At 70.7% G+C, this 23,349-nt stretch carries 26 protein-coding genes; 2 read left to right on the top strand and 24 right to left on the bottom strand.

Annotated features, from left to right (window positions below):
- Window positions 1-171: 171 nt before the first annotated feature.
- From rlmN to rpsB, 6 genes are all read right to left on the bottom strand, one after another.
- Window positions 172-1,278 (bottom strand): dual-specificity RNA methyltransferase RlmN, encoded by a 1,107-nt coding sequence (gene rlmN, locus ACZ5WC_RS21845; protein ID WP_096626399.1) that lies wholly within the window; start codon window positions 1,276-1,278, stop codon window positions 172-174.
- Between the two features lie 101 nt (window positions 1,279-1,379).
- Entirely contained in the window at window positions 1,380-2,465 is a 1,086-nt protein-coding gene (locus ACZ5WC_RS21850; protein WP_468542370.1) for a phosphatidate cytidylyltransferase, read from the bottom strand.
- A complete protein-coding gene (gene frr, locus ACZ5WC_RS21855) occupies window positions 2,465-3,022 on the bottom strand; it encodes a ribosome recycling factor (protein ID WP_073771532.1) in 558 nt (185 codons plus the stop codon). Before frr ends, ACZ5WC_RS21850 begins: the two co-directional genes overlap by 1 nt.
- Before the next feature lie 123 nt (window positions 3,023-3,145).
- On the bottom strand, window positions 3,146-3,922 hold the full coding sequence (pyrH, locus tag ACZ5WC_RS21860) for a UMP kinase (RefSeq protein ID WP_468542371.1): 777 nt from the start codon (window positions 3,920-3,922) through the stop codon (window positions 3,146-3,148).
- A 326-nt stretch (window positions 3,923-4,248) separates the two neighbouring features.
- Window positions 4,249-5,085 carry a translation elongation factor Ts gene (tsf, locus tag ACZ5WC_RS21865; RefSeq protein ID WP_096626392.1) on the bottom strand — a complete coding sequence of 279 codons (837 nt, stop codon included), beginning with the start codon at window positions 5,083-5,085 and terminating at the stop codon, window positions 4,249-4,251.
- 99 nt (window positions 5,086-5,184) lie between these two features.
- Window positions 5,185-6,093: a 30S ribosomal protein S2 gene (gene rpsB, locus ACZ5WC_RS21870; RefSeq protein ID WP_019766411.1), complete on the bottom strand. Its 909-nt coding sequence runs from the start codon at window positions 6,091-6,093 to the stop codon at window positions 5,185-5,187.
- Window positions 6,094-6,370: 277 nt separating this feature from the next.
- Here rpsB and ACZ5WC_RS21875 point away from each other — a divergent pair, with 277 nt between their 5' ends.
- Window positions 6,371-7,108 (top strand): murein hydrolase activator EnvC family protein, encoded by a 738-nt coding sequence (locus ACZ5WC_RS21875; protein ID WP_468542372.1) that lies wholly within the window; start codon window positions 6,371-6,373, stop codon window positions 7,106-7,108.
- Here the strand turns inward: ACZ5WC_RS21875 and ACZ5WC_RS21880 are convergent.
- The 17 genes from ACZ5WC_RS21880 to ACZ5WC_RS21960 all read right to left on the bottom strand — a co-directional run bounded on the left by ACZ5WC_RS21880 (window position 7,059) and on the right by ACZ5WC_RS21960 (window position 20,246).
- On the bottom strand, window positions 7,059-7,616 hold the full coding sequence (locus ACZ5WC_RS21880; protein WP_468542513.1) for a TetR/AcrR family transcriptional regulator: 558 nt from the start codon (window positions 7,614-7,616) through the stop codon (window positions 7,059-7,061). The two genes, ACZ5WC_RS21875 and ACZ5WC_RS21880, sit on opposite strands and share 50 nt — an antisense overlap.
- 117 nt (window positions 7,617-7,733) lie before the next feature.
- The gene (whiG, locus tag ACZ5WC_RS21885; protein WP_015611763.1) at window positions 7,734-8,570 is read right to left on the bottom strand and encodes an RNA polymerase sigma factor WhiG; all 837 of its coding nucleotides are present in this window, start codon (window positions 8,568-8,570) and stop codon (window positions 7,734-7,736) included.
- Between the two features lie 254 nt (window positions 8,571-8,824).
- Window positions 8,825-9,937: a DNA-processing protein DprA gene (gene dprA, locus ACZ5WC_RS21890; protein ID WP_468542373.1), complete on the bottom strand. Its 1,113-nt coding sequence runs from the start codon at window positions 9,935-9,937 to the stop codon at window positions 8,825-8,827.
- Between the two features lie 383 nt (window positions 9,938-10,320).
- Complete coding sequence (locus ACZ5WC_RS21895) at window positions 10,321-11,943, bottom strand: YifB family Mg chelatase-like AAA ATPase (protein WP_468542374.1); 1,623 nt, start codon at window positions 11,941-11,943, stop codon at window positions 10,321-10,323.
- Window positions 11,943-12,302: a YraN family protein gene (locus tag ACZ5WC_RS21900; RefSeq protein ID WP_468542375.1), complete on the bottom strand. Its 360-nt coding sequence runs from the start codon at window positions 12,300-12,302 to the stop codon at window positions 11,943-11,945. The genes ACZ5WC_RS21895 and ACZ5WC_RS21900 overlap by 1 nt, the downstream gene beginning before the upstream one ends.
- Before the next feature lie 164 nt (window positions 12,303-12,466).
- Window positions 12,467-12,775 carry a DUF2469 domain-containing protein gene (locus tag ACZ5WC_RS21905; protein WP_003965949.1) on the bottom strand — a complete coding sequence of 103 codons (309 nt, stop codon included), beginning with the start codon at window positions 12,773-12,775 and terminating at the stop codon, window positions 12,467-12,469.
- Window positions 12,776-12,839: 64 nt separating this feature from the next.
- Window positions 12,840-13,328, bottom strand: coding sequence for an NUDIX hydrolase (locus ACZ5WC_RS21910; protein ID WP_468542376.1), 489 nt, complete (start codon window positions 13,326-13,328; stop codon window positions 12,840-12,842).
- Window positions 13,325-14,080, bottom strand: coding sequence for a signal peptidase I (lepB, locus tag ACZ5WC_RS21915; protein ID WP_468542377.1), 756 nt, complete (start codon window positions 14,078-14,080; stop codon window positions 13,325-13,327). Before lepB (ACZ5WC_RS21915) ends, ACZ5WC_RS21910 begins: the two co-directional genes overlap by 4 nt.
- Window positions 14,081-14,130: 50 nt before the next feature.
- Window positions 14,131-15,024 carry a signal peptidase I gene (lepB, locus tag ACZ5WC_RS21920; protein WP_468542514.1) on the bottom strand — a complete coding sequence of 298 codons (894 nt, stop codon included), beginning with the start codon at window positions 15,022-15,024 and terminating at the stop codon, window positions 14,131-14,133.
- Window positions 14,927-16,003, bottom strand: a complete 1,077-nt coding sequence (lepB, locus tag ACZ5WC_RS21925) for a signal peptidase I (RefSeq protein WP_468542378.1) — start codon at window positions 16,001-16,003, stop codon at window positions 14,927-14,929. Before lepB (ACZ5WC_RS21925) ends, lepB (ACZ5WC_RS21920) begins: the two co-directional genes overlap by 98 nt.
- Window positions 15,996-16,766, bottom strand: a complete 771-nt coding sequence (gene lepB, locus ACZ5WC_RS21930) for a signal peptidase I (protein WP_468542379.1) — start codon at window positions 16,764-16,766, stop codon at window positions 15,996-15,998. Before lepB (ACZ5WC_RS21930) ends, lepB (ACZ5WC_RS21925) begins: the two co-directional genes overlap by 8 nt.
- Window positions 16,767-16,811: 45 nt before the next feature.
- A complete protein-coding gene (gene rplS, locus ACZ5WC_RS21935; RefSeq protein ID WP_096626352.1) occupies window positions 16,812-17,162 on the bottom strand; it encodes a 50S ribosomal protein L19 in 351 nt (116 codons plus the stop codon).
- Window positions 17,163-17,293: 131 nt separating this feature from the next.
- Complete coding sequence (gene trmD, locus ACZ5WC_RS21940; RefSeq protein WP_468542380.1) at window positions 17,294-18,115, bottom strand: tRNA (guanosine(37)-N1)-methyltransferase TrmD; 822 nt, start codon at window positions 18,113-18,115, stop codon at window positions 17,294-17,296.
- Window positions 18,115-18,702: a ribosome maturation factor RimM gene (gene rimM, locus ACZ5WC_RS21945; protein WP_468542381.1), complete on the bottom strand. Its 588-nt coding sequence runs from the start codon at window positions 18,700-18,702 to the stop codon at window positions 18,115-18,117. Before rimM ends, trmD begins: the two co-directional genes overlap by 1 nt.
- Before the next feature lie 110 nt (window positions 18,703-18,812).
- Window positions 18,813-19,052 carry an RNA-binding protein gene (locus ACZ5WC_RS21950; protein WP_066978740.1) on the bottom strand — a complete coding sequence of 80 codons (240 nt, stop codon included), beginning with the start codon at window positions 19,050-19,052 and terminating at the stop codon, window positions 18,813-18,815.
- Window positions 19,053-19,054: 2 nt separating this feature from the next.
- Window positions 19,055-19,495, bottom strand: a complete 441-nt coding sequence (rpsP, locus tag ACZ5WC_RS21955; protein WP_018488710.1) for a 30S ribosomal protein S16 — start codon at window positions 19,493-19,495, stop codon at window positions 19,055-19,057.
- Window positions 19,496-19,652: 157 nt separating this feature from the next.
- On the bottom strand, window positions 19,653-20,246 hold the full coding sequence (locus ACZ5WC_RS21960; RefSeq protein WP_096626346.1) for a hypothetical protein: 594 nt from the start codon (window positions 20,244-20,246) through the stop codon (window positions 19,653-19,655).
- Between the two features lie 454 nt (window positions 20,247-20,700).
- On the opposite strand from ACZ5WC_RS21960, the gene ACZ5WC_RS21965 reads away from it, so the two are divergent.
- On the top strand, window positions 20,701-21,585 hold the full coding sequence (locus ACZ5WC_RS21965) for a methyltransferase domain-containing protein (RefSeq protein WP_468542382.1): 885 nt from the start codon (window positions 20,701-20,703) through the stop codon (window positions 21,583-21,585).
- Between the two features lie 104 nt (window positions 21,586-21,689).
- Here ACZ5WC_RS21965 and ffh read toward each other — a convergent pair whose 3' ends face one another.
- A complete protein-coding gene (gene ffh, locus ACZ5WC_RS21970; RefSeq protein ID WP_468542383.1) occupies window positions 21,690-23,237 on the bottom strand; it encodes a signal recognition particle protein in 1,548 nt (515 codons plus the stop codon).
- Window positions 23,238-23,349: the final 112 nt, after the last annotated feature.

Here is a 23,349-nt window from a genome sequence, read left to right on the forward strand (position 1 = left end):
GTCCGAACTTCCTACCCGGAATGACCCGGGCGAGGTTCAGAGGGTCTGCGGCCAACCTGTCCTTGGTGCCGCACTCTCAGCGCTGTGGCGCTCCCCTGTCGGAATATGCAGTTGATTGCGGGGCCCAGGCTACACCGGCGGTTTTCGTCCGCCCCGGAGAGGTGGCCGCTGTCAGCGCTCGGAGGCCGCCAGCTGCCCGCAGGCCCCGTCGATCTCCTGGCCCCGGGTGTCCCGGACGGTGACGGGCACGCCGTGGGCCGCGATGGCCTCGACGAACGCCTTCTCGTCCTCGGGGCGCGAGGCGGTCCACTTGGAGCCGGGCGTGGGGTTGAGCGGGATGAGGTTGACGTGGACCCGCTTGCCCTTGAGGAGCCTGCCGAGCAGGTCACCGCGCCAGGCCTGGTCGTTGATGTCCCGGATCAGGGCGTACTCGATGGAGATGCGGCGGCCCGACTTCTCCGCGTACTCCCACGCGGCATCCAGGACCTCGCGGACCTTCCACCGGGTGTTGACGGGGACCAGGGTGTCGCGCAGCTCGTCGTCCGGGGCGTGCAGCGAGACGGCCAGGCGGCACTTGAAGCCCTCGTCGGCGAAGCGCAGCATCGCCGGGACGAGGCCCACGGTGGAGACGGTGATCCCGCGCTGCGAGAGGCCGAGGCCGTCCGGCTCGGGGTCGGTGAGCCGGCGGATGGCACCGACGACCCGCTTGTAGTTGGCGAGCGGCTCGCCCATGCCCATGAAGACGATGTTGGACAGCCGGGCGGGGCCGCCCGGCACCTCGCCGTCGCGCAGGGCGCGCATGCCGTCGACGATCTGGTGCACGATCTCGGCGGTCGACAGATTGCGGTCGAGCCCGGCCTGCCCGGTGGCGCAGAAGGGGCAGTTCATCCCGCAGCCCGCCTGCGAGGAGATGCACATCGTGACGCGCTCCGGGTAGCGCATCAGGACGGACTCGACGAGCGTGCCGTCGTGCAGCTTCCACAGGGTCTTACGGGTGGTGTCGTCGTCGCAGCTGATGTGGCGGACCACGGACATCAGCTCGGGGAACAGCGCCTCGGCGAGCTTCTCCCGGGACCCGGCGGGAATGTTGGTCCACTGGGCCGGGTCGTGCGCGTAACGCGCGAAGTAGTGCTGCGAGAGCTGCTGGGCGCGGAACGGCTTCTCGCCGGTCTCGGCGACCGCTTCCTTGCGCTCGGCGGGCGTGAGGTCGGCGAGGTGCCGCGGGGGCTTCTTGGCTCCGCGGGGCGCGACGAAAGTGAGTTCTCCGGGCTTAGGCATGGTTCATCCAGTGTCGCAGACAGACGGGTGAGGGCCCGCCGCCCTGTGGACAACGAGCCCTCACCGTAAAGAATTGCAGGTGGGACGGGGTGTGCGGTGGCTCAGCCGGAGCCGACGAACAGCACCATCAGCAGCCACACGACCGGCGCGGTGGGCAGCAGCGAGTCCAGCCGGTCCATGATGCCGCCGTGGCCGGGGAGCAGGGTGCCCATGTCCTTGATGCCGAGGTCCCGCTTGATCATGGACTCGCCCAGGTCGCCGAGGGTGGCGCTGGCCGCGACCGCGAGGCCGAGCAGCAGTCCCTGCCACCAGGCGCCCTCGTCGATCAGGAACTCCATGCACAGCGCGCCGGCGACCATCGCGAAGGCGACCGCTCCGAGCAGGCCCTCGCGGGTCTTGCCGGGGCTGATGCGGGGGGCGAGCTTGTGCTTGCCGAAGCGCCAGCCGACGGCGTACGCGCCGGTGTCGCTGACCACGGTGAGGACGAGGAAGGTGAGGACCCGCCACGGCCCGTCGTCCGCCGCCAGCAGCAGGGCGACGAAGGTGGCCAGGAAGGGGACGTAGAACGCCGCGAAGACCCCGGCGGTGACGTCCTTGAGATATCCCTCCGGCGGTTCGGTCATCCGCCACACCAGCACCGCCAGGGCGGTGAGGGCCATGGCGACCCAGGCCCCCTCAGGGCCCCGGACATAACCGGCGATGACCATCGCGGCTCCGCCGACGGCCAGCGGTACCAGGGGCGCCCTGATGCCCTTGCGCTCCTGGAGCCGGGAGGTGAGCTCCCAGAGGCCGACGACGACGGCGACCGCTATCACGCCGACGAAGACGGCCTTCACGATGAACAGCGAGGCGACGATGACGGCACCGAGACCCACGCCCACCCCTATGGCGGCGCGCAGATCACGCCCCGCGCGCTTCTTCTGCGGCGGGGGCGGCAGCGGGGTGGACATGGGCTCCTGCGGCATCTCGTCACGGAACAGGGGGCCGCTGACGTGAGCGGCATCCCCGTCCCGGTCGGCGCGGTCGGCTGCGTCTCTACCTGCGTCGGGAACGTCCGGCACGTTGGGCATGGGCCGAGTCTGCTGGGCGTCATGCACATCGTGGGCAGGACCCGCCGGGGCAGCCCTCATCTCGGGCGTGCCCCAGTAACCCGCTCCTTGCGGGGCGCCCCAGGAAGAGTCGTTCATCAGACTTCGAGCAGCTCGGCTTCCTTGTGCTTGAGCAGCTCGTCCACCTGCGCGACGTACTTCGCGGTGGTGTCGTCGAGCTCCTTCTCGGCGCGGCGCACCTCGTCCTCGCCGGACTCCTTGTCCTTGACGAGCTTGTCGAGGGCTTCCTTGGCCTTGCGTCGGATGGAGCGGATCGAGATCTTGGAGTCCTCGGCCTTGCTCTTGGCGACCTTGATGTACTCCTTGCGGCGGTCCTGGGTGAGCTCCGGGAAGGTCACCCGGATGATGTTGCCGTCGTTGCTCGGGTTGACGCCGAGGTCGGAGTCGCGGATCGCCTGCTCGATGTTGCGCAGCGCCGTCTTGTCGAACGGCGTCACGACGGCCATCCGCGGTTCGGGAACCGAGAACGAGGCCAGCTGGTTGATCGGGGTCAGCGCACCGTAGTAGTCGGCGACGATCTTGTTGAACATCGCCGGGTGCGCACGGCCGGTACGGATCGCGGCGAAGTCCTCTTTCGCGACGACGACGGCCTTCTCCATCTTCTCCTCGGCCTCAAGGAGGATTTCTTCGATCACCACGTGCTCCTGCGTGTCTTGGGTGGGCCCGGCATCGTCATCGTCGGGCCCTGCGGGTCCTGCGTCGCGTCCTCACCTGCGCGGTGTCCGACCGGCAGGCCGTTGTCCATCCTGGGGGGGCCGTCAGGCCCGGGTGCTCGCGTCGCTCACGAGCGTGCCGATCTTCTCACCCTTGACCGCACGAGCGATATTGCCCTCGGCGGTCAGCTCGAAGACGAGGATCGGGAGCTGGTTGTCACGGCAGAGCGTGATGGCGGTGGCGTCGGCGACCTTCAGATCGCGGGAGATCACCTCGCCGTACTCCAGCGCGTCGAACTTCACCGCGTCGGGGTTGGTCTTCGGGTCGGAGTCGTAGACACCGTCCACGCCGTTCTTCCCCATGAGCAGCGCCTCGGCGTCGATCTCCAGGGCGCGCTGGGCGGCGGTGGTGTCGGTGGAGAAGTACGGCATGCCCATACCGGCGCCGAAGATGACGACGCGCCCCTTCTCCAGGTGCCGTACGGCACGGAGCGGGATGTACGGCTCGGCGACCTGGCCCATGGTGATGGCGGTCTGGACGCGCGAGTCGATGCCTTCCTTCTCCAGGAAGTCCTGGAGCGCCAGGCAGTTCATGACGGTGCCGAGCATGCCCATGTAGTCGGACCGGGCCCGGTCCATGCCGCGCTGCTGGAGCTCGGCACCACGGAAGAAGTTGCCTCCCCCGATGACCACCGCGATCTGGGCGCCGTCGCGTACGACGGCGGCGATCTCGCGGGCGATGGTGTGCACGACGTCGGGGTCGACGCCGAGGCCGCCGCCACCGGCGAATGCCTCACCGGAGAGCTTCAGCATGAAGCGCCCGGAACCCTTGTCGTCGTCGCGCTTGTCGTCGGCCTGAATGGCGTCCGCGCCCTTGTCCATGGAAATTCTCCTCGTGCACATACGAAGAAGGCCATTGCCGGTGGGTCTGGTGTCCCTACAGCGGCAATGGCCTCCTCGTCAGATCTGCGGTCGTCCGGCGTGGGTGCGGCCGTCGACTGCACCTGGGGGTGTCCGGTGCGTCAGGGCCGGAGAGGCCGCGGCGTCCGGTGCGGTGCATCGCAAGGCGCTGGAACGTCCTCATCGCGGAGCGATTCGGGCGTTTCGGCAACGCGGCGAGGTGCCGTGCCAGGCGTCGCGGACCCGGTCATGATGTGCCGGATACCCCCTCGACCCTATCGGGTCCGGTGCTGTTCGCCCGGACGGACTCAGATGCCGACCTTGATGCGCGAGAAGCGCTTCAGGGTGACACCGGCCTCGTCCAGGACCTTCTGGACCGACTTCTTGGCGTCCAGCGCGTACGGCTGGCCGAGGAGGGTGGCCTCCTTGAAGAAACCGTTGACGCGACCCTCGACGATCTTCGGGAGCGCGGCCTCGGGCTTGCCCTCGGCGCGGGTGGTCTCCTCGGCGACGCGGCGCTCGGCCTCGACGACCTCGGCCGGGACGTCCTCACGGGACAGGTACTTCGGGGCGAAGGCGGCGATGTGCTGCGCGATGCCCTTGGCCAGCTCGGCGTCGGCCTTGTCCAGCTCGACCAGAACACCGATCTGCGGGGGCAGGTCGGGCATGGTGCGGTGCATGTACACGGAGACGTACTCGCCGGTGAACTGCGCGAAGCGGTCCAGGACGATCTTCTCGCCGAGGTTGGCGTTGGCCTCGTCGACGTACGCCTGGACGGTCTTGCCGGCCTCGATCTCGGAGGCGAGCAGCGCCTGGAGGTCGGCCGGGGAGGTCGCGGCGACGTGGGCGGCGAGGGTGTTGGCGACGGCCTGGAACTTCTCACCCTTGGCGACGAAGTCCGTCTCGCACTTCAGCTCCAGGAGAACGCCGGACGTCTGGTCCTCGGAGATGAGGGAGACGACGGCACCGTTCTCGGCAGAGCGGCCCTCGCGCTTGGCGACGCCCTTCTGGCCCTTGATACGGAGCGCCTCGACGGCCTTGTCGACGTTGCCGTCGGCCTCGTCGAGCGCCTTCTTGCAGTCCATCATGCCGGCGCCGGTGAGCTCGCGGAGCTTCTTGACGTCAGCGGCGGTGTAGTTCGCCATGAGTCTGTATGTCTCTCTCGAAGTCTGAAAGATCTACGGGTGAACGGCGGGGGCGACGCTTGTGGCGTCGGCCCCCGCCGTCAGTAGCCGTGACGGGTGTCAGGCCTGCTCGGCGTCCGCGGCCGGAGCCTCGGCCTCGGCGACGGCCTCGGCCGGCTTCTCGGCGTCGGCGACCTTCTCGGTCTCGGCGGAGGACTGGACCTCGGCGGCAGCCGCGGTCTCGTCCTTCTTGTCGCCCTCCAGCAGGTCGCGCTCCCACTCGGCCAGCGGCTCGCCGGCGGCCTTCTCGCCCGGCTTCGAGTCGCCGGTGGCGGCGCCGGAGCGGGCGATGAGGCCCTCGGCGACGGCGTCGGCGATCACGCGGGTGAGCAGGGTGACGGAACGGATCGCGTCGTCGTTGCCCGGAATCTTGTAGTCGACCTCGTCGGGGTCGCAGTTGGTGTCGAGGATCGCGACGACCGGGATGTGGAGCTTGCGCGCCTCACCGACGGCGATGTGCTCCTTCTTGGTGTCGACGATCCAGACGGCGCTGGGCACCTTCTGCATCTCGCGGATACCACCGAGGGTCTTCTCCAGCTTGGCCTTCTCGCGCGAGAGGACCAGGAGCTCCTTCTTGGTGAGGCCGGAGGCGGCCACGTCCTCGAAGTCGATGAGCTCAAGCTCCTTCAGACGCTGAAGGCGCTTGTAGACGGTGGAGAAGTTGGTGAGCATGCCACCGAGCCAACGCTGGTTGACGTACGGCATGCCGACGCGCGTCGCCTGCTCGGCGATGGCCTCCTGGGCCTGCTTCTTCGTACCCACGAACATGATGGAGCCGCCGTGGGCGACGGTCTCCTTGACGAACTCGTAGGCGCGGTCGATGTACGACAGCGACTGGAGCAGGTCGATGATGTAGATGCCGTTGCGCTCGGTGAAGATGAAGCGCTTCATCTTCGGGTTCCAGCGACGGGTCTGGTGACCGAAGTGGACGCCGCTTTCCAGCAGCTCCCGCATCGTGACGACGGCCATGGCCGTACTCCTTGAGGTGCTCGGTTGTCGCGACCGCAGGATTGCTGTCGCGCCTGACGCCCCGACGCGCCGTGCCACGAGGGACCGAGGAGCGCGGCCACCTCCTCGAAGAGGGAGGTGGCGGGGCGTGCGAAGTCGACCCGGTGACCCGGATCGCCGTAAGAAGTGTACGGGACCCGCCGGGTGCCGGGTGACGGCGATGTCCACAACCGGCGAGTAGTCCACAGGAACGGTCCATGATCACCGGAATTCCGGGCTCCGGGCGATGGTGGCGGACATGTGCACCCACCCCGGCCGACGCCGCTCCCCCGCTCTCCCCACCCTGCTCCTGCTCCCGCTCCTGCCGGTGTTCCTGCTGTACGTGCTGCTCCCGACCGGGCTGCCCGCGCCGGGCAGAGCCGTGGTGCCGACCGTGGCCGCGGCGTCCTCGCCGGGGGCGGGCACCGGTGCCGATGCCGACACTGACACCGATGGCGGCGAGCGGAGCTGGCCGCTGACGGGGAGACCCGCGGTGTTACGGGGGTGGCAGCCGCCTGCCGGTCCGTACGGGCCCGGTCATCGCGGCGTCGACCTCGCGGCGGGGCCGGGCGCCCCGGTGCTGGCGGCCGCCGGGGGCCGGGTGTCGTTCGCGGGGCGGGTGGCGGGACGCGGGGTGCTGGCCATCGAGGTCGGCGGCAGCGGGTCGCCCCCGCTGCGCACGACGTACGAGCCGGTGCGGGCGCTGGTCGAGGAAGGCGCGAGCGTGCGGGCCGGGCAGCCGGTCGGAGCGCTGGAGGAGGGGCCCTTCCACTGCGCGGCGGGCTGCCTGCACTGGGGGCTGCGACGCGGGGACGCCTATCTGGACCCGCTCTCGCTACTGCCGCCCTCGCTGCTGCGGCGAGGCCCTTCGCGGCTGCTGCCGGTGTTCGGGGTGCCGGAGCCGGAAAGCGCGACGGCGGGGGCGTTCCTCGGGGCGCGGGGCCGGGTCAGCCGCGCACACCGCGCAGGACCATCGCGACGGCGGTGTCGGCGATGACGCCCGGCTCCTCCGCGACACCGAGCTCGATACGGCGCACGGCGGCGTCCACCGAGCCCTGGAGGAGCATGGCGGCCAGCCTCGGCTGGGTGTGACCGAGGTCGCCGAGGGCCTCGACGATCATGGCGATCAGCGCGCCGTGCGCGGCCCGGATCTTCTCCCGGGCGCCGGCGTCGAGCTCGCTCGCGGAGATCGCGACGACGGCGCGGTGGCGGCGGTCGCCGACGAGGTCCAGCTGCCGGCGCACATACGCCTCGATCTTCGCCTCGGGCGTCTCGGCGCGCTGCATGGCGTTCTCGACCTCGGCCGCCCAGACGGGGAAGTCGACGGCGCACAGCTCCTCGACGACCGCGGCTCGGGAGCGGAAGTACTCGTACACGGAGGACCGGGCGAGGCCCGTGCGCTCGGCGAGTGCGGGGAAGGTCAGCGCCTCCGTACCACCCTCGGACAGCAGGGAGCGCGCGGCGTCCAGGAGGGCGCCGCGCTGCATGGTCCGGTGCTCGGCCACGGAGGCCGCTCGAATCCTGGGCACGCATCCACTCTACGGCGGCAGGGGTCCGAGGGAAGGGCACGGCCTCCGACCGAGTGGCCGGGAGGGGTCGGGAAGAGAGCCGGGGAGGGAGCGTCAGCGGCCCGCGTCGGCCAGTTTCGCCCGGAGCTGGAGGACGGACTTGGTGTGGATCTGGCTGACACGGCTCTCCGTCACCCCTAGGACGTTGCCGATCTCCGCGAGGGTCAGGCCCTCGTAGTAGTAGAGGGTCACCACGGTCTTCTCCCGGTCGGGGAGGGTGTTGATCGCGCGTGCGAGCAGCCGTCTCAGCTCGCGGTCCTCGGCGACCTCCACCGGATTGTCGGCAGCGGTGTCCTCCAGAGTGTCCATCAGGCTCAGCCGGTCGCCGCCCTCCCCGCCAACGTGCAGCAACTCCTCCAGGGCGACCACGTTCGCCAGGGACAACTGGCTGAAAACAGCGTGGAGTTCCTCCAGTGCGATGCCCATCTCCGAGGCGACCTCGGCCTCGGAGGGCGTACGCCTCAGCTGCGCCTCCAGCGTGGCGTAGGCGCGCTCCACGTTGCGCGCCTTCTGCCGGACGGACCGGGGGATCCAGTCCAGGGCCCGCAGTTCGTCGATCATCGCGCCGCGAATCCTGGTGATCGCGTACGTCTCGAACTTGATGGCCCGCTCGATGTCGAACTTCTCGATGGCGTCGATCAGTCCGAAGACTCCGGAGGAGACGAAGTCGGCCTGCTCGACATTGGACGGCAGCCCCACGCTCACCCGGCCCGCGACGTACTTGACGAGCGGCGAGTAGTGCAGGATCAACTGCTCCCGCAGCCGCTCGTCGCCCGTGGTCTTGTACGAACGCCACAGTTCGTCGAGCGAGGAGGGGGCGGGAGGGCGCACAGTGCCACGCGCAACGGGTGGTACTGCCGCGCGGTCAGACCCGGAGGTGTGCTGGGGCATGTGGTGCCTTGAGCCGTTCTGCCGTGAAGTGCTGGGGGACTTTTGTCTGGGGCGGAATCCTTGTGAGCGTAGCGTGACTGCGGCGTCGCAGTCCGCGCAGGACGACAGTTCCATGCCGCGTGATTGCGTTCTGCCGTTCACGCTGTCCGCGCCTGCCCGGGGGCGGCGCAGTCGCCATGGGCACCGGCCCTGAGCAGGTCACCGATCGATCGTGCAAGGTCGTCGACCTTACCTTTTCACCCGAATGCTCCAGGTCAAGTACCGCCTCGCCGCGCGTCGTCGTTGCGTGCCGACGGGTTCGTCAATCGCCAGCCGTCGCCCTCGCGTTCGACGAACCCCAGTGAGTGCAGTTCGTACAGTCGCCCGAGCGTTTCGTCGGCGGAGGTCCCCGCGCTGCGGGCGAGGTCACGGGGGTGGGTGACGCCGTGGTACGGAAGGGCGTCGAGGACCCGCGCGGCGACCGCGTCCAGCCGGTCCCGGGGCAGGACCGGGCCACGCCTGCACGGCGCGAGATCGCCGATGTCACCCACCAGTTCGACCACTTCGGCCGCGTCGGTCACGAGCACGCCCTCCCCGCGCAGCAACTCGTGGACCCCGGCCGACAGTCCGCTGGTGGCCGGGCCGGGCACTCCCATCGCGAAGCGGCCGAGCCGCTGCGCCTGGCGGGCGGTGACCAGCGAGCCGCTGCGGTACTCCGCCTCGACCACGACCGTCCCCCTCGTCAAGGCGGCGATGACGCGGTTGCGCAAGATGAACCTGCTGCGGGTGGGGTGGGCGGACGGCGGCAACTCGGCGACGATGAGCCCCTGTTGGGCCAGCCGCCCGAGCAACTCGGCGTGCCCGCGCGGGTAGGGCACGTCAACACCGCAGGCCAGCACCGCCGTCGTCGCCCCGCCCGCGGCCAGCGCCCCGCGGTGCGCCGCTCCGTCCACGCCGAACGCCGCGCCCGACACCACGACCCAGCCCCGCTCCGCCAGCCCGGAGCCGAGGGTCGCCGCCATGCGGGCCCCGTACGGGGTGCAGGCCCGCGCACCGACCACCGCGACCGACCGCAGGGACCACAGCCGCAGGTCCGGCCGCCCTCGCACCCAGAGCCCGACGGGCCGGGCGTCGCCCAGGTCGTCGAGCTGGCTCGGCCACTCCCGGTCCCCCGGGCAGACGAAGCGTCCGCCCACCGCGGCCACCGCCGCCAGGTCCCGCTCCGGCTCGGCCGCGGCCGCGCGCAGCCGGTAGCCGCCGAGCCGCAGAGCGGTCATCCCGGGAAGCCTCTCGGCGGAACCGTCCTCGACGCTGAGCCGACGCATCAGCTCGACGGGGCCGGTCTCCCGGAGCCACCGCCCGGCACGCTCGTCCCCCGGCTCCAGCACCCGCGTCAACGCAGCCCGCGCCACCCGCTCCAGATCAGGCTCCGGCTCCGGCTCTCCCGCCCCAGCGCCAACCCTGTGAGGCTCCCGGTCCCCATACGCTTGCCTGTCGGGCTCCCGGCCCCCATGGGCTTCCCGGTTGGGCTCCCGATCCCGCACTCGTCCTCCTTCGCGGTCGGGCCCCCGCGCCCGCGCCCCGCTCCGATCAGGTTCCCGATCCCGATACGACTCCCTGTCGCACTCCCCGTCCCGGGTCCCAGCCCCTTCCCGGACCTCTCCCCTGTCGGGCTGCGGCGCGTACTCCCGCGCCCGTTCCTCCTCCCGTCGGCCAGGCATCCCGCCTTCCCCGTCCCCGCCCGTATCCCGGCGCTCCCCCGTCAGCCCGCTCACCGCTCACCCGCCCCCATCGGTACCCCGCGCTGGATGCCCGTCCGCAGCTCCAGGGCCACCGCCACGTCGGAGGCGTCCGGGCGGTCGGCGCCCCGCAGGTCCGCCACCGTCCAGGCGACCCTCAGCACCCGGTCCAGGCCCCGGGCCGTGAGGATGCCGCACTCCAGGTCCCGTTCCGCCGCCGCCAGCGCCCCCGGGGCCGCCAGCAGCCGGGTCCTCAGCTCATGGCCGGGGACCTCGCTGTTCGTGGTCCACGGGGTGCCGGCCAGCCGCTCGGCCGCGCGCGTCCTCGCCGCCCGCACCCGGGCGGCGACCACGGCCGTCGATTCGCCCCGGCCGCCCTGCCCGAGGAGGTCGGCGCGGTCGACCGGCTCCACCTCGACCCGTAGGTCCACCCGGTCCAGCAGCGGCCCGGAGAGGCGTGCCTGGTAGCGGCGGACCACGGAGGGCGGGCACTCGCAGCCCGCGCCGGTCAGCGTGTGGCGGCCGCAGGGGCAGGGGTTCGCCGCCAGGACCATCAGGAACCTGGCGGGCAGCCGCACCACCCCGGCCGCCCGCGCGACCACCACATGGCCCGACTCCAGGGGCTGGCGCAGTGCGTCCAGGGCCTTGCCCGGGAACTCGGGAGCCTCGTCGAGGAACAGCACGCCTCGGTGGGCCAGCGAGACCGCTCCGGGCCTCGGCATCCCGTTGCCCCCGCCCACCAGGGACTGCATGGTCGCCGAGTGGTGCGGGGCGCAGTAGGGCGCCCGGGAGACGAGCGGTTCACCCGGGGGGAGGATGCCCGCCACGGAGTGGACCGCCGTCACTTCGAGGGATTCCTGCCGGGTCAACGGCGGCAGGACCGCCGACAGCCGTTCGGCCAGCATGGTCTTGCCCGCGCCGGGCGGGCCCGAGAGCAGCAGATGGTGTCCTCCGGCCGCCGCCACCTCCAGGGCCTGACGGGGGCGGGGCTGGCCCGCGACGTCCGCCAGGTCCGGCCGGTGTCCCTCGCCCCTCATGGCGGCCGGGGCGAGCCCCGTACCGAGGCCGGTGCCGGGGATCATGAGACCGGCGAGCATGGCGTCGGGGCGTCCCTGGTCGGCCACGGGCTCCTCGGGGACCGGTTCGTCGCAGAGGACGGCGATGAGCTGGCGCAGGCTCCGGACGCCGAGGACCGAGACCCCCGGAACCAGCGCCGCCTCCCCGGCCGTCTGCTCGGGGACGACGACCTGTTCGTAACCCGCCTCCGCTGCCGCGAGGACGGCGGGGAGCACACCGCGTACGGGGCGCACCCGGCCGTCCAGGCCCAGCTCGCCGATCATCACCACATCGGCGATGGAGGCGGGGTCGATCCGTTCCGCCGCGCCGAGCACCGCACAGGCGACGGCGAGGTCGAAGCCCGAGCCGCTCTTGGGGACCGAGGCCGGGGAGAGTCCGACCGTGAGCTTCTTCTGCGGCCACTCGGCGCCTGCATTGACCACGGCGGCCCGCACCCGGTCCCGGCTTTCCACCAGGCTCTTGTCCGGCAGTCCCACCAGGGTGAACGCCGCGACCCCGGGCTCCAGGTCGGCCTGGACCTCGACCACCACTCCCTCGACGCCGACCAGCGCCACGGAACACGCTCGTGCGAAGCCCATCAGGAGACCCCCCGCGCGTGCTCGGTGACCGGGGCGCCGCGCCGGGGCACGATCACCCCGACCAGATCGATGCGCACCCCGCCGGGCGGGGCCCCGCCGTGCCGGTCGAGCCAGATCTCGGCGAGCCGCCGCAGCCGGTCCGCCTTCTCCGGGCCGACCGCCGCCATGGGATGTTCAAAAGCCCCCGACCTGCGGGTTTTCACCTCGCAGAAGACCAGAGCGTCTCCGTCCCTGGCCACGATGTCGATCTCTCCGGCGCGACAGCGCCAGTTGCGCTCCACCACGGTCATCCCGGCTCCGGTCAGCAGCCGTGCCGCCAGATCCTCGCCGTACCGCCCGAGTGCCCCCCGTGCGTTCATATCGGCACCACCTCCGGCACCGACTCTGACCCGGCCCGCCGGAAAATGTGGATCTTGGTGGACAACCCTGCGGATGTGGAAAACCCGGTCACCCACACGGGTGACCGGGTCTTCGTCCCACGTCTCGCACGTACCGGCGGCCCCTGACTGCGGGCCGCGCGGGGTCAGCCTCCCGGAAGTTCCAGATCGCTCTTGTTGAGCTCTTCGATATTGACGTCCTTGAAGGTCAGCACGCGGACCTGCTTGACGAATCTCGCGGGCCGGTACATGTCCCAGACCCAGGCGTCCGCCATGGACACCTCGAAGAAAACCTCACCCTGGACGGAGTGCACCTGCATCTCGTAGTCGTTGGTGAGGTAGAAGCGCCGTTCGGTCTCGATCACATATTTGAACAGACCGACGACATCGCGGTACTCCCGGTAGAGCTTCAGCTCCATCTCGGTCTCGTACTTTTCGAGGTCCTCGGCGCTCATGGCAAGTTTCCCCTTCAGCCGTGCGTTCCCCCATTGTGCGTCAGCCTCGGACGCCCCTGGACGATTAGACGATTTCGGGGGCCAGAACCAACGGATCACGTGGAGGACCCTCGTCGAGGAGCGTGAGCAGCAGCTCGGCGAGTCTGGTCGGGTACACCGTCTCACGCGTCGCGAGCAGTTCGGCGGAGGTCCACCACCTCAGACCGGCGACGCTGCGAAGCTCCAGGTCCGTGAGGCCCTGCGGGGCCGTGGCGGTCTGCACCGTACGGGCCAGGTAGTACCACTCGTCCTGGTCCCACCGCCGTCCGGCGAACGGGAAGGAGCAGGTCCGGGTCCAGATCAGCGGGCCCAGCTCGATGTCCGTGATGCCGGTCTCCTCGGCCAGCTCGCGGCGGGCCGCCTGCTCCCGGGTCTCGTCGCCCTCCAGACCGCCGCCCGGGGTGAACCACCAGGTGTCGGCCGGGTCGTCCGGCTCGTGCCCGTGGAGCAGCAGTACGCGGTCGTCGGGGTCCAGGAGGACCACCCGGGCGACCTTGCGTGCCTCGGAGGTCACCGGGCCCCTCCGGCGGGCGGCCTGCGGCGGGCGAGACGGGCGGCCACCGGCCCGTACACCGCTCCGCCAAGGATCAGCGCGGCACCGACCGCGGTCGCGCCCAGCTGGAGCGGCAGCGGGCCCTCGGCGGAGACCCCGCCGGGCAGCGCCGCGAAGGACGCCGGGCGGCCGATCATGCCGTTCATCGGCCAGGCCACCGCGTCCACCCGGGCCTGTACGGCGCTCAGCGGCACCGAACCCTGACCCGCGTCCTCCAGGTGGACCCGGGAATCCAGGGAGGTGGCCCGCTCGTCGCCCAGCAGAAAGATCTGGCCCCGGGGCACTTCGGCGGTGAAGTCCTGGGGCGAGGCGGGCGCCTGCTTGCCCGGGGCGGCCGGGCCCCGGCTGAGATACGGCTCGTCGACGGGGGTGCCGTTGACGGTGAGCCGCCCCTCCTCGTCGCAGCAGACCACCTTGTCGCCGCCGACGCCGACGACGCGCTTCACCATGGGGGCGGCCCCCCAGACCTCGTCGGTGAAGACCACCACGTCACCGCGCCGGACGTCGGCGCCCTCTATCCGCTCGGCGAGCACCCGGTCGCCGGGCTTGACCGTGGGGGACATCGAGGCGGTCGGCACCGTATAGGGCTGGTAGACCACCGCGGCCCAGACGAAACCGCCGAGGAAGAGCACACAGCCGACGGCCACCGCCAAGCCCGACACCATGGTGCCGACCCGGCCGCGGCCGTCGTTGTCGCGTCCTGTACCACTCATCCCAGCGCTCCCCCGTCGGAGATCGGCAATCGCTGATCCGAGTCGGCACCCTACCCGGCGGTACGCCCGGCGGTCAGCCTCCTGCGCCGCCACAACACGAGGGGCACCGCGCCGGCTACGCCCAGTGCCGCCGGGGCCATCGCGGCGGCCGCGTTCAGACCGGGCTGGTCGAAGGTGTCCGGGATGGGCAGGGTCGCCCAGCGGCCCAGGGGCCAGGCGATGACCACGGCGCGGCCGACGACCTCGTCGTTGGAGACGGTGCCCTGGCCCGGGAGCTCCTGGTGGTAGCGGGAGTCCAGGGAGTTCTGCCGGTGGTCGCCCATGACGAAGATCCGGCCTTCCTCCACCTTGATCGGGCCGAAGGGCCTGTCGTTGCACGGGGTGTTGCCCGGGAAGATGAACGACTTCTCGTCGAGCGCCTTGCCGTTGACCGTGACCGGCCCGTTCTCCTTGCACTCCACGGTGTCTCCGCCGACCGCGATGACCCGCTTGATCAGGTCCTGCTCCTCGGCGGACGGCATCAGGCCGATGAAGCTCAGGAACTTCTGCGCCACGTTGGGGTCCGGGGTCTCGGTGTCCTCCAGCCAGCCGCCCGGGTCGTGGAAGACCACGACCTCGCCGCGCTCCGGCTCGGAGCCGAACCAGGGGGTCAGCTTGTCGACCAGCACCCGGTCGCCCCGCTGCAGGGTGTTCTGCATCGAGTCCGAGGGGATCGAGAACGCCTGGACCAGGAACGTCTTGATCAGCAGCGCCAGAACCAGGGCGATACCGACCAGCAGCGGCAGCTCGACCCAGAAGGAACGGTGCTTCTTGGGTGCGGCACCGCCGCTGTCCGCCGGGCCGGAATCACCCGTCGGGCCGTCCGCCCCTCCTGCCGAGGGGGACTCGTCGCGCCCCGGCCGGTCCTCGGGTTCGTCGTGTCCGGATCGTGCGCCGACCGCCAAATCCCCCACATCCACTCCTCAATACGTGCCACTGCCCGCGCCCGATCCGGTGCAGGCCCACCACTCCCATAACGAGCGGGAGTTCCGCAGGGGTCGGGAGCCGGACCATTCCGTATCGATCCGGAGGTGCCACACTATTCGACGGGGCCGACACAGCCGCCCCGGAGCCGCGCGCGTCCGGGACCGCGCTGAAGGCATCGCGTTGTTCGAGCGTGCTCCAGTGCCCGAAGGGCCAGGCGATCACGACGGCCCGTCCCACGACCTCCTCCTCGGAGACCGTGCCCCGGTCGGGCTCGTCGAGGTGGAAGCGGGAGTCGGCGGAGTCGGACCGGTGGTCGCCCATGACGAAGAGCCGCCCCGGGGGGACCTTCACCTCGAACCGGATGGCAGACGGGCGGTCGTCGGGGTGGAGATACGTCTCCGCCAGCGGTACGCCGTTGACGGTGACCCGGCCGTCCTCGCCGCAGCACTTCACGGTGTCGCCGCCGACCGCGATGACCCGCTTGATCAGGTCCTGCTCGTCGTCGGACGGCAGCAGCCCGATGAACGTCAGCAGCTCGGTCGCCTGTTTCACCCCTACCGGCGGGTCCTTCTGCTGCCCGGAGTTCTCCTGCTGGAGCCAGCCGCCGGGGTCCTTGAACACCACGACGTCACCGCGCTGCGGCTTCGATCCGAACCACGGGGTCAGTTTGTCCACCAGCACCCGGTCGCCGATCCGGATGGTCTGCTCCATCGACCCGGACGGGATGACGAACGCCTGGACCAGGAAGGTCTTCAGGACGAGCGCGATGAGCAGCGCCACGACGACGAGGACGGGTATCTCCTTCACCGCGGACCTGCGGCGCTTGCGCCGGACCTTCCTGGCGAGCCTGCGGCGCTCCGCCCGGTTGGGCAGCGAGCGCGGTCCGGTGGGCCTGCTGCCGGTCGGCAGGGACGCGTCGGGGTCATGAGCGCCGCGCGGGCGCCCGCGGTTACCCATGCGCCCCGCCGGGCGTCCGTACGCCCCCGAAGGCGCCGGTCCCCTCCAGCGGGCCGATCCGGGCCGGCGGCCAGCCCAGCCAGTCCACCCGGCCGATGACACGCTCGACGGGGACCATCCCTCCGCCGGGCGATCCGAGGTGGTCCCGGGAGTCGCTGGAGCGGCTGCGGTGGTCGCCCATCATCCACAGGGTCCCCGTGGGCACGACGATGTCGAACGGCACCCGGGACGCGGTGTCACCGGGATACAGGTACGGCTCGTCCACGGCCACGTCGTTCACCCGGACCCTCCCCCGCGCGTCGCAGCAGACGACACGGTCACCGCCCACGCCCACCACCCGCTTCACGAAGTCGGTGTCGGCGGGCTCCGCGAGGCCCAGGGACGCCGCCGCACCGCGCAGCAGCCCGGCCACCGGGTTCGCGTCGAGGTCCTCCCGCACGAAGGAGCCGGTCCCGTCGAACACCACCACGTCGCCACGCCGGGGTTCGGCACCGAAGCGGTACGCCAGCTTGTTGACGAGGACCCGGTCTCCGACCTGGAGCGTGGGCTCCATCGAGCCGCTGGGGATCAGGAAGGGCTGGACCACGTAGGCGCTGAACAACAGCAGGGCGAGGGCGCCCGCGACCGCCCCGGCGAGCACCCGCCGCCAGGAGACCGCGGAGACGATCCGGTCCCGGGTACGCGAGAAGCGCGACCGCTCCCCGGGACCCGCATCGGGTTCCGGGGAGCGATCGCGCTTCGAGTGCTGTGCTTGCGTGTCCATCGCGGCCGAAGCTTATCCGGCCGCCCTGTGGACGCGGGACTCAGCTCAGTTGTCGCGCTTCTCCTTGATCTTCGCGGCCTTGCCGCGGAGCTCACGGAGGAAGTACAGCTTGGCGCGGCGGACGTCACCGCGGGTGACGAGCTCGATCTTCTCGAAGATCGGGCTGTGCACCGGGAAGGTGCGCTCGACGCCGACGCTGAAGGAGACCTTGCGGACCGTGAAGGTCTCGCTGACGCCCGAGCCCTGGCGGCGGATGACAACACCCTTGAACTGCTGGATACGGGAGCGGTTGCCCTCGATCACGCGCACGTGGACGTTGACGGTGTCACCGGGGCGGAACGCCGGGACGTCCGTACGGAGGGAGGCGGCGTTGACGCCATCGAGCAGGGAAGCCATGGTTTCTGCTTTCTTCGCCGATGCCACAGGTCATCGACGGGAAGGTCGTTGAAGAGTTCGGGGTGCTGATCACGTCGGGCGGGCGTCTTTCCCCCTGTGGCAGGGGCGCACACCGGACGGACAGCAGCGGCCTATTCTTCCACGGCGGAGGGCCTGCGCCAAAATCGGCCGCCGGGCTCCGGCGCGAAGCCCAGGATGGACAGGATCTCGCGGTCCTTCTTGTCGAAGGCGCTCGCCTCGCACCGCTCGATCAGGTCCGGCCGGTTCAGTGCGGTGCGGGCGAAGGCCTGGTCACGGCGCCAGCGCGCGATCTTCCCGTGGTGGCCGCTGAGCAGGACGTCCGGGATGGACCGGCCGCGCCACTCGGGCGGCTTGGTGTAGACGGGCCCCTCCAGGAGGTTCGCCATCGCGCCCGGGGCGAAGGAGTCGTCCTGGTGGGACTCGGCATTGCCGAGGACACCGGGCAGCAGCCGGGCGACGGCCTCCGTGATCACCAGGACGGCCGCTTCCCCGCCCGCCAGCACGTAGTCCCCGATGGAGACCTCGACGACCCGCAGCCGGGTGGCGTACTCGTCGATCACACGGCGGTCGATGCCCTCGTAGCGGGCCGGGGTGAAGACCAGCCAGGGCTGCGCGGAGAGCTCGACGGCCAGCTCCTGCGTGAACGGGCGGCCGCTGGGCGTGGGCACGACGAGCACCGGGGCGTGCGCCCCGGACTCGTAGCCGTCGGCGAGGGTCTGGTCCAGCGCCTCGCCCCAGGGCTCGGTCTTCATGACCATGCCGGGGCCGCCGCCGTAGGGGGTGTCGTCGACCGTGTTGTGCCGGTCGTACGTCCACTCCCGCAGGTCGTGCACATGGACGTCCAGTACGCCACGGGCGCGGGCCTTGCCGACGAGGGAGACGTTCAGCGGGTCCAGGTACTCCGGGAAGATCGTGACGACGTCGAGCCGCATCAGGCGTCGCCCTTCGACGCCTCGCCCGCGTCCCCGGGGGCCTCCTCATCGTCGCGGGAGGAGGCCACCACGGCCTCGCTCGCGTCGATCAGGCCGGGCGGCGGGGTGATGACCGCGCGCTGCTCCTCCAGGTCGATCTCGGCGACGATCTCCTCCACGAAGGGGATCATCACCTCGCTGCCGTCGGGGCGCTCCACGATGAAGAGGTCCTGCGAGGGCAGGTGGGAGATCTCGGTGATCCGGCCGATCTCCGTGCCGTCGGCGAGCACCACGTCGAGGTCGATCAGCTGGTGGTCGTAGAACTCGTCCTCGTCCTCGGGAAGTTCTTCCGGGTCCACCTCGGCGATCAGCAGGGTGTTGCGCAGGGCCTCGGCGGCGGTGCGGTCGCGCACGCCCTCGAAGCGCAGCAGCAGCCTGCCGCTGTGGACCCGGCCGGACTCGACCGTCAGCGGACCCGTCGCCGCCGGTTCGGTGGCCAGGACGGCACCGGGCCCGAGCCGCAGTTCCGGCTCGTCCGTTCGTACCTCGACGGTGACCTCGCCCTTGATGCCGTGGGCGCGGCCGATCCGCGCGACTACCAACTGCACGCTGTTCTCCGATTGGTGGGGACGGACGCCTCGGCGCCCCGGGTGGCCGACGACAAAGGCCGGGGACGGCCCGAAGGCCCTCCCCGGCCCTGGCCGGTGTTCAACTTCTCTCAGCGAACCTGGTCCACATCGACGAGGTCGACGCGGATCCCACGGCCGCCGATGGCACCCACGACCGTACGCAGGGCGCGAGCGGTGCGGCCGTTGCGGCCGATCACCTTGCCGAGGTCCTCGGGGTGAACCCGAACCTCCAGCACGCGCCCGCGGCGCAGGGTGCGCGAGGCCACCTGCACGTCGTCGGGGTTGTCGACGATGCCCTTCACGAGGTGCTCGAGAGCCTCCTCGAGCATGCTCAGGCCTCGGTCGACTCGGTGGACGCAGCAGCGTCAGCCGCCTCGTCCGCCTTCTTGTCGGACTTCTTGGCCTTGGGGGTGATGGCCTCACCCTTGGCCTCGTCGCCGTCCGCGGACAGCGCCTCGAACAGTGCGCGCTTGTCAGCCTTGGGCTCCGGCTGAAGCAGCGGCGCGGGGGCCGGGAGACCCTTGTGGGCCTGCCAGTCACCGGTGAGCTTCAGGATCGCGAGGACCGGCTCGGTCGGCTGGGCGCCGACGGACAGCCAGTACTGCGCGCGCTCCGAGTTGACCTCGATGCGCGAGGGGTTCTGCACCGGGTGGTACAGGCCGATCTCCTCGATGGCCCGGCCGTCACGGCGGGTACGGGAGTCGGCGACGACGATGCGGTAGTGAGGCGAACGGATCTTGCCCAGACGCTTCAGCTTGATCTTGACTGCCACGGAAGTGGTGTCTCCTGGTCTATGACGTGGTTGGGCACAACGAAGATGCCACGTGGGGTTGCGGTACTCGGGTGCCCGATGGACGCGTCAGCCGGAGGAGAGAGGGGTCCTGTGCGACTGTCGAGTACAGCTAGCCATTGTGCCACACCACAAAGGCTCACCCCACCGCGACCGCCGCTTCCGGGATCCGGAACGGCTTTCCGCAGCCACCGCAGACGATCGGCGCCTGCGCCAGGACCGACGGGACGACCCGGACGTTGCGTCCGCAGTCGCAGACGGCCTTGACCCGCACACCGCCCCCGGAGGAACCGTGCCGGGCGGCAGGTCCGCGGAAGGAGCGCTTGGTGTCGGCGGCGGTGGCGACCGTGTGCGCCTTGAGGGCGCGCTGGAGCCGTTCGGTGGTCGGGCGATACCGGCGCTTGGCTTCCGGATTCAGCGTGACCAGCGAGAATCCGCTGCTGGGGTGGGGTTCCTCGGCATGATCGAGGCCCAACTCCTCGGCGATCGCGAGGAAGCGTCTGTTGTGGTAGCGGCCGGCGCGGGAGGTGTCACGGACTCCTCTCGCGGCGGCGATGCCGTGGACTGCCTCGTGGAGCAGTCGTTCGAAGGAGAGCTCGGCGCCACAGGCGGACGAGGACTCTCCGATCAGGGACTCGGGCGCGGCAAGATCGGGCAGCTCGGGGTGGTGCCGCTGAATGTCGGCCCACGCCTGTGCCAGCTCTGCGGCAAGTACAGGTGGTGTCGTGCTCACGTCGTGATAACGAGCCCGAGTGCTCCGGTGTTCCTATTCCGGGGCATCCCAAATAATTTGCACGTACCAGTCAGTTGCCCTTGATGCGTCCGGACGAGGGCGCGTGCGCAGAACTGCGGAGAAGACACACAGCTCACACCAAGGTGGTGCGTAGCGTCCGTACGCCCGGCGCAGCGGTTGTGCGGTGTGCCGGCGCGCGTCGGCCCTTACGGATCCGCCCCGTGAGACTACCTTCCGCGCGGCTCGACGTGCCCGGGGCGGGGTGTCGGGTCAGACTGTTCGGAGAGCGGACGTGGGGGCGGGGCGCACGGCCGGAGCACGCAGACATTGCTCCACGACCCCTGGACGGAACGGCGGATGCGCAGTTCTCTGGCATACGGAGGGTGCGGACATACGCACGCGGGGGCCGTCCATTCGGGCACGATCGACCTCTTGGCGGATTGGGGCGCTTTCCATGACACCAACGCTCGTCCGGCACCACCGGGACGCGGATGCGTCCGCGCCGGCGGACGCCGGTACCCGCGCACGTGACTGGGCCGAGATCCAGGAGCGCATGCTGGCACCGCTGTACGAGGCGGTGTACGACCGGCTGGAAGTCGGGGCAGCCACCCGGATGCTGTCGCTCGGCTGCGGCTCCGGCCTCGCGATGCTCGTCGCTGCGGCCCGGGGGGCGCACGTCACAGGTGTGGACTCCGACCGGGAGCGTCTGGCCCTGGCCCGCGCCCGGCTGCTGCCCGGCGCGGGCTGGGACGACGCGCCCGCGCACTCCGCGCAACCGGCGCGCCGTCGGGCCCGGCTGCTGGAGGACGGTGGAGCCGCGGCATCCGGTGCGGACGGGGCTCCGTACAACCTGATCACGGTCTTCGAGCCGATCGGCTGTGCCGCGGGCGACTCCGAGGGGCTGGTGCCCGCGCTGGAGTCGGCCGTGCCGCTGGCCGCCCGGGGGGCGACGGTGGTGCTGACGGGCTGGGGTCCGCCGGAGCGGTGTGCCACGGCGGCGGTGCTGCGGGTGGCCGCCCGGATGGCGGAGTCCGCGCGCCCGCCGCGTAAGGCGGCGGGCGGCTGGCGGCCCACCCTTCGGGACGATCTGGAGGACGTGGCGTCCCGGGCCGGGCTGAAGCCGGACGGTTCGGGGCGGGTGTCCTGCCCGTTCGGTTACGCGGACGTGGGCAGCGCGGTGCGCGGGCTGCTGTCGACCGGTCTCTTCGACGCCGCTGTACGCGCCACGGACCGCTCACAGGTGGAGAAGGAGGTCGCGGAGGCCCTGCATCCGTACCTGCGGCCGGACGGCACGGTGTGGATGCCGAACGTGTTCCGCTATCTGGTCTGCGTGACCTGAGCGGGCTTCCTCGGGGCATATGAGGCTTCAGGGCGCACGGCTTCAGGACATGGGTAAGGGGCGCCCCCTCTCAGGGGCGCCCCTTACCCATGCCGTGCCTCGTCCTACATGAACTTCTTGAACTCGTCCGGCAGTTCGAAGTTCTTGCTGTCCTGGGCGGGCAGGCCGAACGCGCCGCCCTGGGCGGACGCCTGCTCGCGGCGCTCCGCGGCGGCGGCCTCCTCGGCCTTGCGCTTCATCGGGTTGCCGCTCTTGCGCTTGCCCTTGGCCTGCTTGACCTGCTTCTTCTGACGGCCGGGGCCGCCGCCCATGCCGGGCATACCCGGCATCCCGGGCATACCGCCGCCCTGGGCCATCTTCGACATCATCTTGCGGGCCTCGAAGAAGCGCTCCACCAGGCCCTTGACCGCGGAGACCTCGACACCCGAACCCTTGGCGATACGGGCCCGGCGCGAGCCGTTGATGATCGTCGGCTCGGCGCGCTCCTTGGGCGTCATCGACTTGATGATCGCGGCGGTGCGGTCGATGTCGCGCTCGTCGATGTTGTTGATCTGGTCCTTGATCTGCCCCATGCCGGGCAGCATCCCGAGCAGCTTGGAGATGGAGCCCATCTTGCGGACCTGCTCCATCTGGGCCAGGAAGTCGTCGAGCGTGAAGTCCTTGCCCTTGCTCGACGACAGCTTGGAGGCCATTTTGGCGGCCTCTTCCTGGCTGAACGTCTTCTCGGCCTGCTCGATCAGGGTGAGCAGGTCACCCATGTCGAGGATGCGGGAGGCCATCCGGTCCGGGTGGAACGCGTCGAAGTCCTCCAGCTTCTCGCCGTTCGACGCGAACATGACCTGCTTGCCCGTGACGTGGGCGATCGACAGGGCCGCACCACCGCGGGCGTCGCCGTCGAGCTTGGAGAGCACCACTCCGTCGAAGCCGACACCGTCGCGAAAGGCTTCCGCGGTGTTGACCGCGTCCTGACCGATCATCGCGTCGACGACGAAAAGGATCTCGTCGGGGCTGACGGCGTCGCGGATGTCCGCGGCCTGCTGCATCAGCTCCTGGTCGATACCGAGGCGGCCGGCGGTGTCGACGATCACGATGTCGTGGACCTTGGCCCGGGCGAACTCGATGGAGTCCTTGGCGACCTGGACCGGGTCGCCGACACCGTTGCCCGGCTCGGGGGCGTAGACCGCGACCCCGGCGCGCTCGGCGACGACACTCAGCTGGTTGACGGCGTTGGGGCGCTGGAGGTCACAGGCGACGAGCAGCGGGGAGTGGCCCTGGCCCTTGAGCCAGAGGCCGAGCTTTCCGGCCAGTGTCGTCTTACCGGCACCCTGGAGACCGGCGAGCATGATCACGGTGGGCGCGGTCTTGGCGAACCGCAGCCGCCGGGTCTCGCCGCCGAGGATGGCGACGAGCTCCTCGTTGACGATCTTGACGACCTGCTGGGCGGGGTTCAGCGCCTGGGAGACCTCGGCGCCGCGCGCCCGCTCCTTCACCTTGCCGATGAAGGCCCGCACCACGGGCAGGGCGACATCGGCTTCCAGCAGGGCGATACGGATCTCGCGGGCCGTGGCGTCGATGTCCGCCTCGGACAAGCGGCCCTTGCCCCTGAGGTTCTTGAAAGTCGCGCTAAGGCGGTCGGAGAGAGTATCGAACACGGCGCTCGTCGGTCCTCAGGGTCGGGGGCGGGGCAGGTCAATCGCCCTCCAGGGTATCCGTCCCCCGGAGAACACCAAGCCCTCGCCCGGATACGAAGGCGGACAGCGGGTG

This window comes from Streptomyces sp. NPDC033165 (genome assembly GCF_055577965.1).

Coding starts and splice junctions, on each gene's coding strand:
- rlmN (WP_096626399.1), bottom strand. CDS start 1,278: ATGCCTAAGCCCGGAGAACTCACTTTCGTCGCGCCCCGCGGAGCCAAG.
- ACZ5WC_RS21850 (WP_468542370.1), bottom strand. CDS start 2,465: ATGAACGACTCTTCCTGGGGCGCCCCGCAAGGAGCGGGTTACTGGGGC.
- pyrH (WP_468542371.1), bottom strand. CDS start 3,922: ATGGACAAGGGCGCGGACGCCATTCAGGCCGACGACAAGCGCGACGAC.
- tsf (WP_096626392.1), bottom strand. CDS start 5,085: ATGGCGAACTACACCGCCGCTGACGTCAAGAAGCTCCGCGAGCTCACC.
- rpsB (WP_019766411.1), bottom strand. CDS start 6,093: ATGGCCGTCGTCACGATGCGGGAGCTGCTGGAAAGCGGCGTCCACTTC.
- ACZ5WC_RS21875 (WP_468542372.1), top strand. CDS start 6,371: ATGTGCACCCACCCCGGCCGACGCCGCTCCCCCGCTCTCCCCACCCTG.
- whiG (WP_015611763.1), bottom strand. CDS start 8,570: ATGCCCCAGCACACCTCCGGGTCTGACCGCGCGGCAGTACCACCCGTT.
- ACZ5WC_RS21895 (WP_468542374.1), bottom strand. CDS start 11,943: ATGGGCTTCGCACGAGCGTGTTCCGTGGCGCTGGTCGGCGTCGAGGGA.
- ACZ5WC_RS21900 (WP_468542375.1), bottom strand. CDS start 12,302: ATGAACGCACGGGGGGCACTCGGGCGGTACGGCGAGGATCTGGCGGCA.
- ACZ5WC_RS21905 (WP_003965949.1), bottom strand. CDS start 12,775: ATGAGCGCCGAGGACCTCGAAAAGTACGAGACCGAGATGGAGCTGAAG.
- lepB (WP_468542377.1), bottom strand. CDS start 14,080: ATGAGTGGTACAGGACGCGACAACGACGGCCGCGGCCGGGTCGGCACC.
- lepB (WP_468542378.1), bottom strand. CDS start 16,003: ATGGGTAACCGCGGGCGCCCGCGCGGCGCTCATGACCCCGACGCGTCC.
- lepB (WP_468542379.1), bottom strand. CDS start 16,766: ATGGACACGCAAGCACAGCACTCGAAGCGCGATCGCTCCCCGGAACCC.
- rplS (WP_096626352.1), bottom strand. CDS start 17,162: ATGGCTTCCCTGCTCGATGGCGTCAACGCCGCCTCCCTCCGTACGGAC.
- trmD (WP_468542380.1), bottom strand. CDS start 18,115: ATGCGGCTCGACGTCGTCACGATCTTCCCGGAGTACCTGGACCCGCTG.
- ACZ5WC_RS21950 (WP_066978740.1), bottom strand. CDS start 19,052: ATGCTCGAGGAGGCTCTCGAGCACCTCGTGAAGGGCATCGTCGACAAC.
- ACZ5WC_RS21965 (WP_468542382.1), top strand. CDS start 20,701: ATGACACCAACGCTCGTCCGGCACCACCGGGACGCGGATGCGTCCGCG.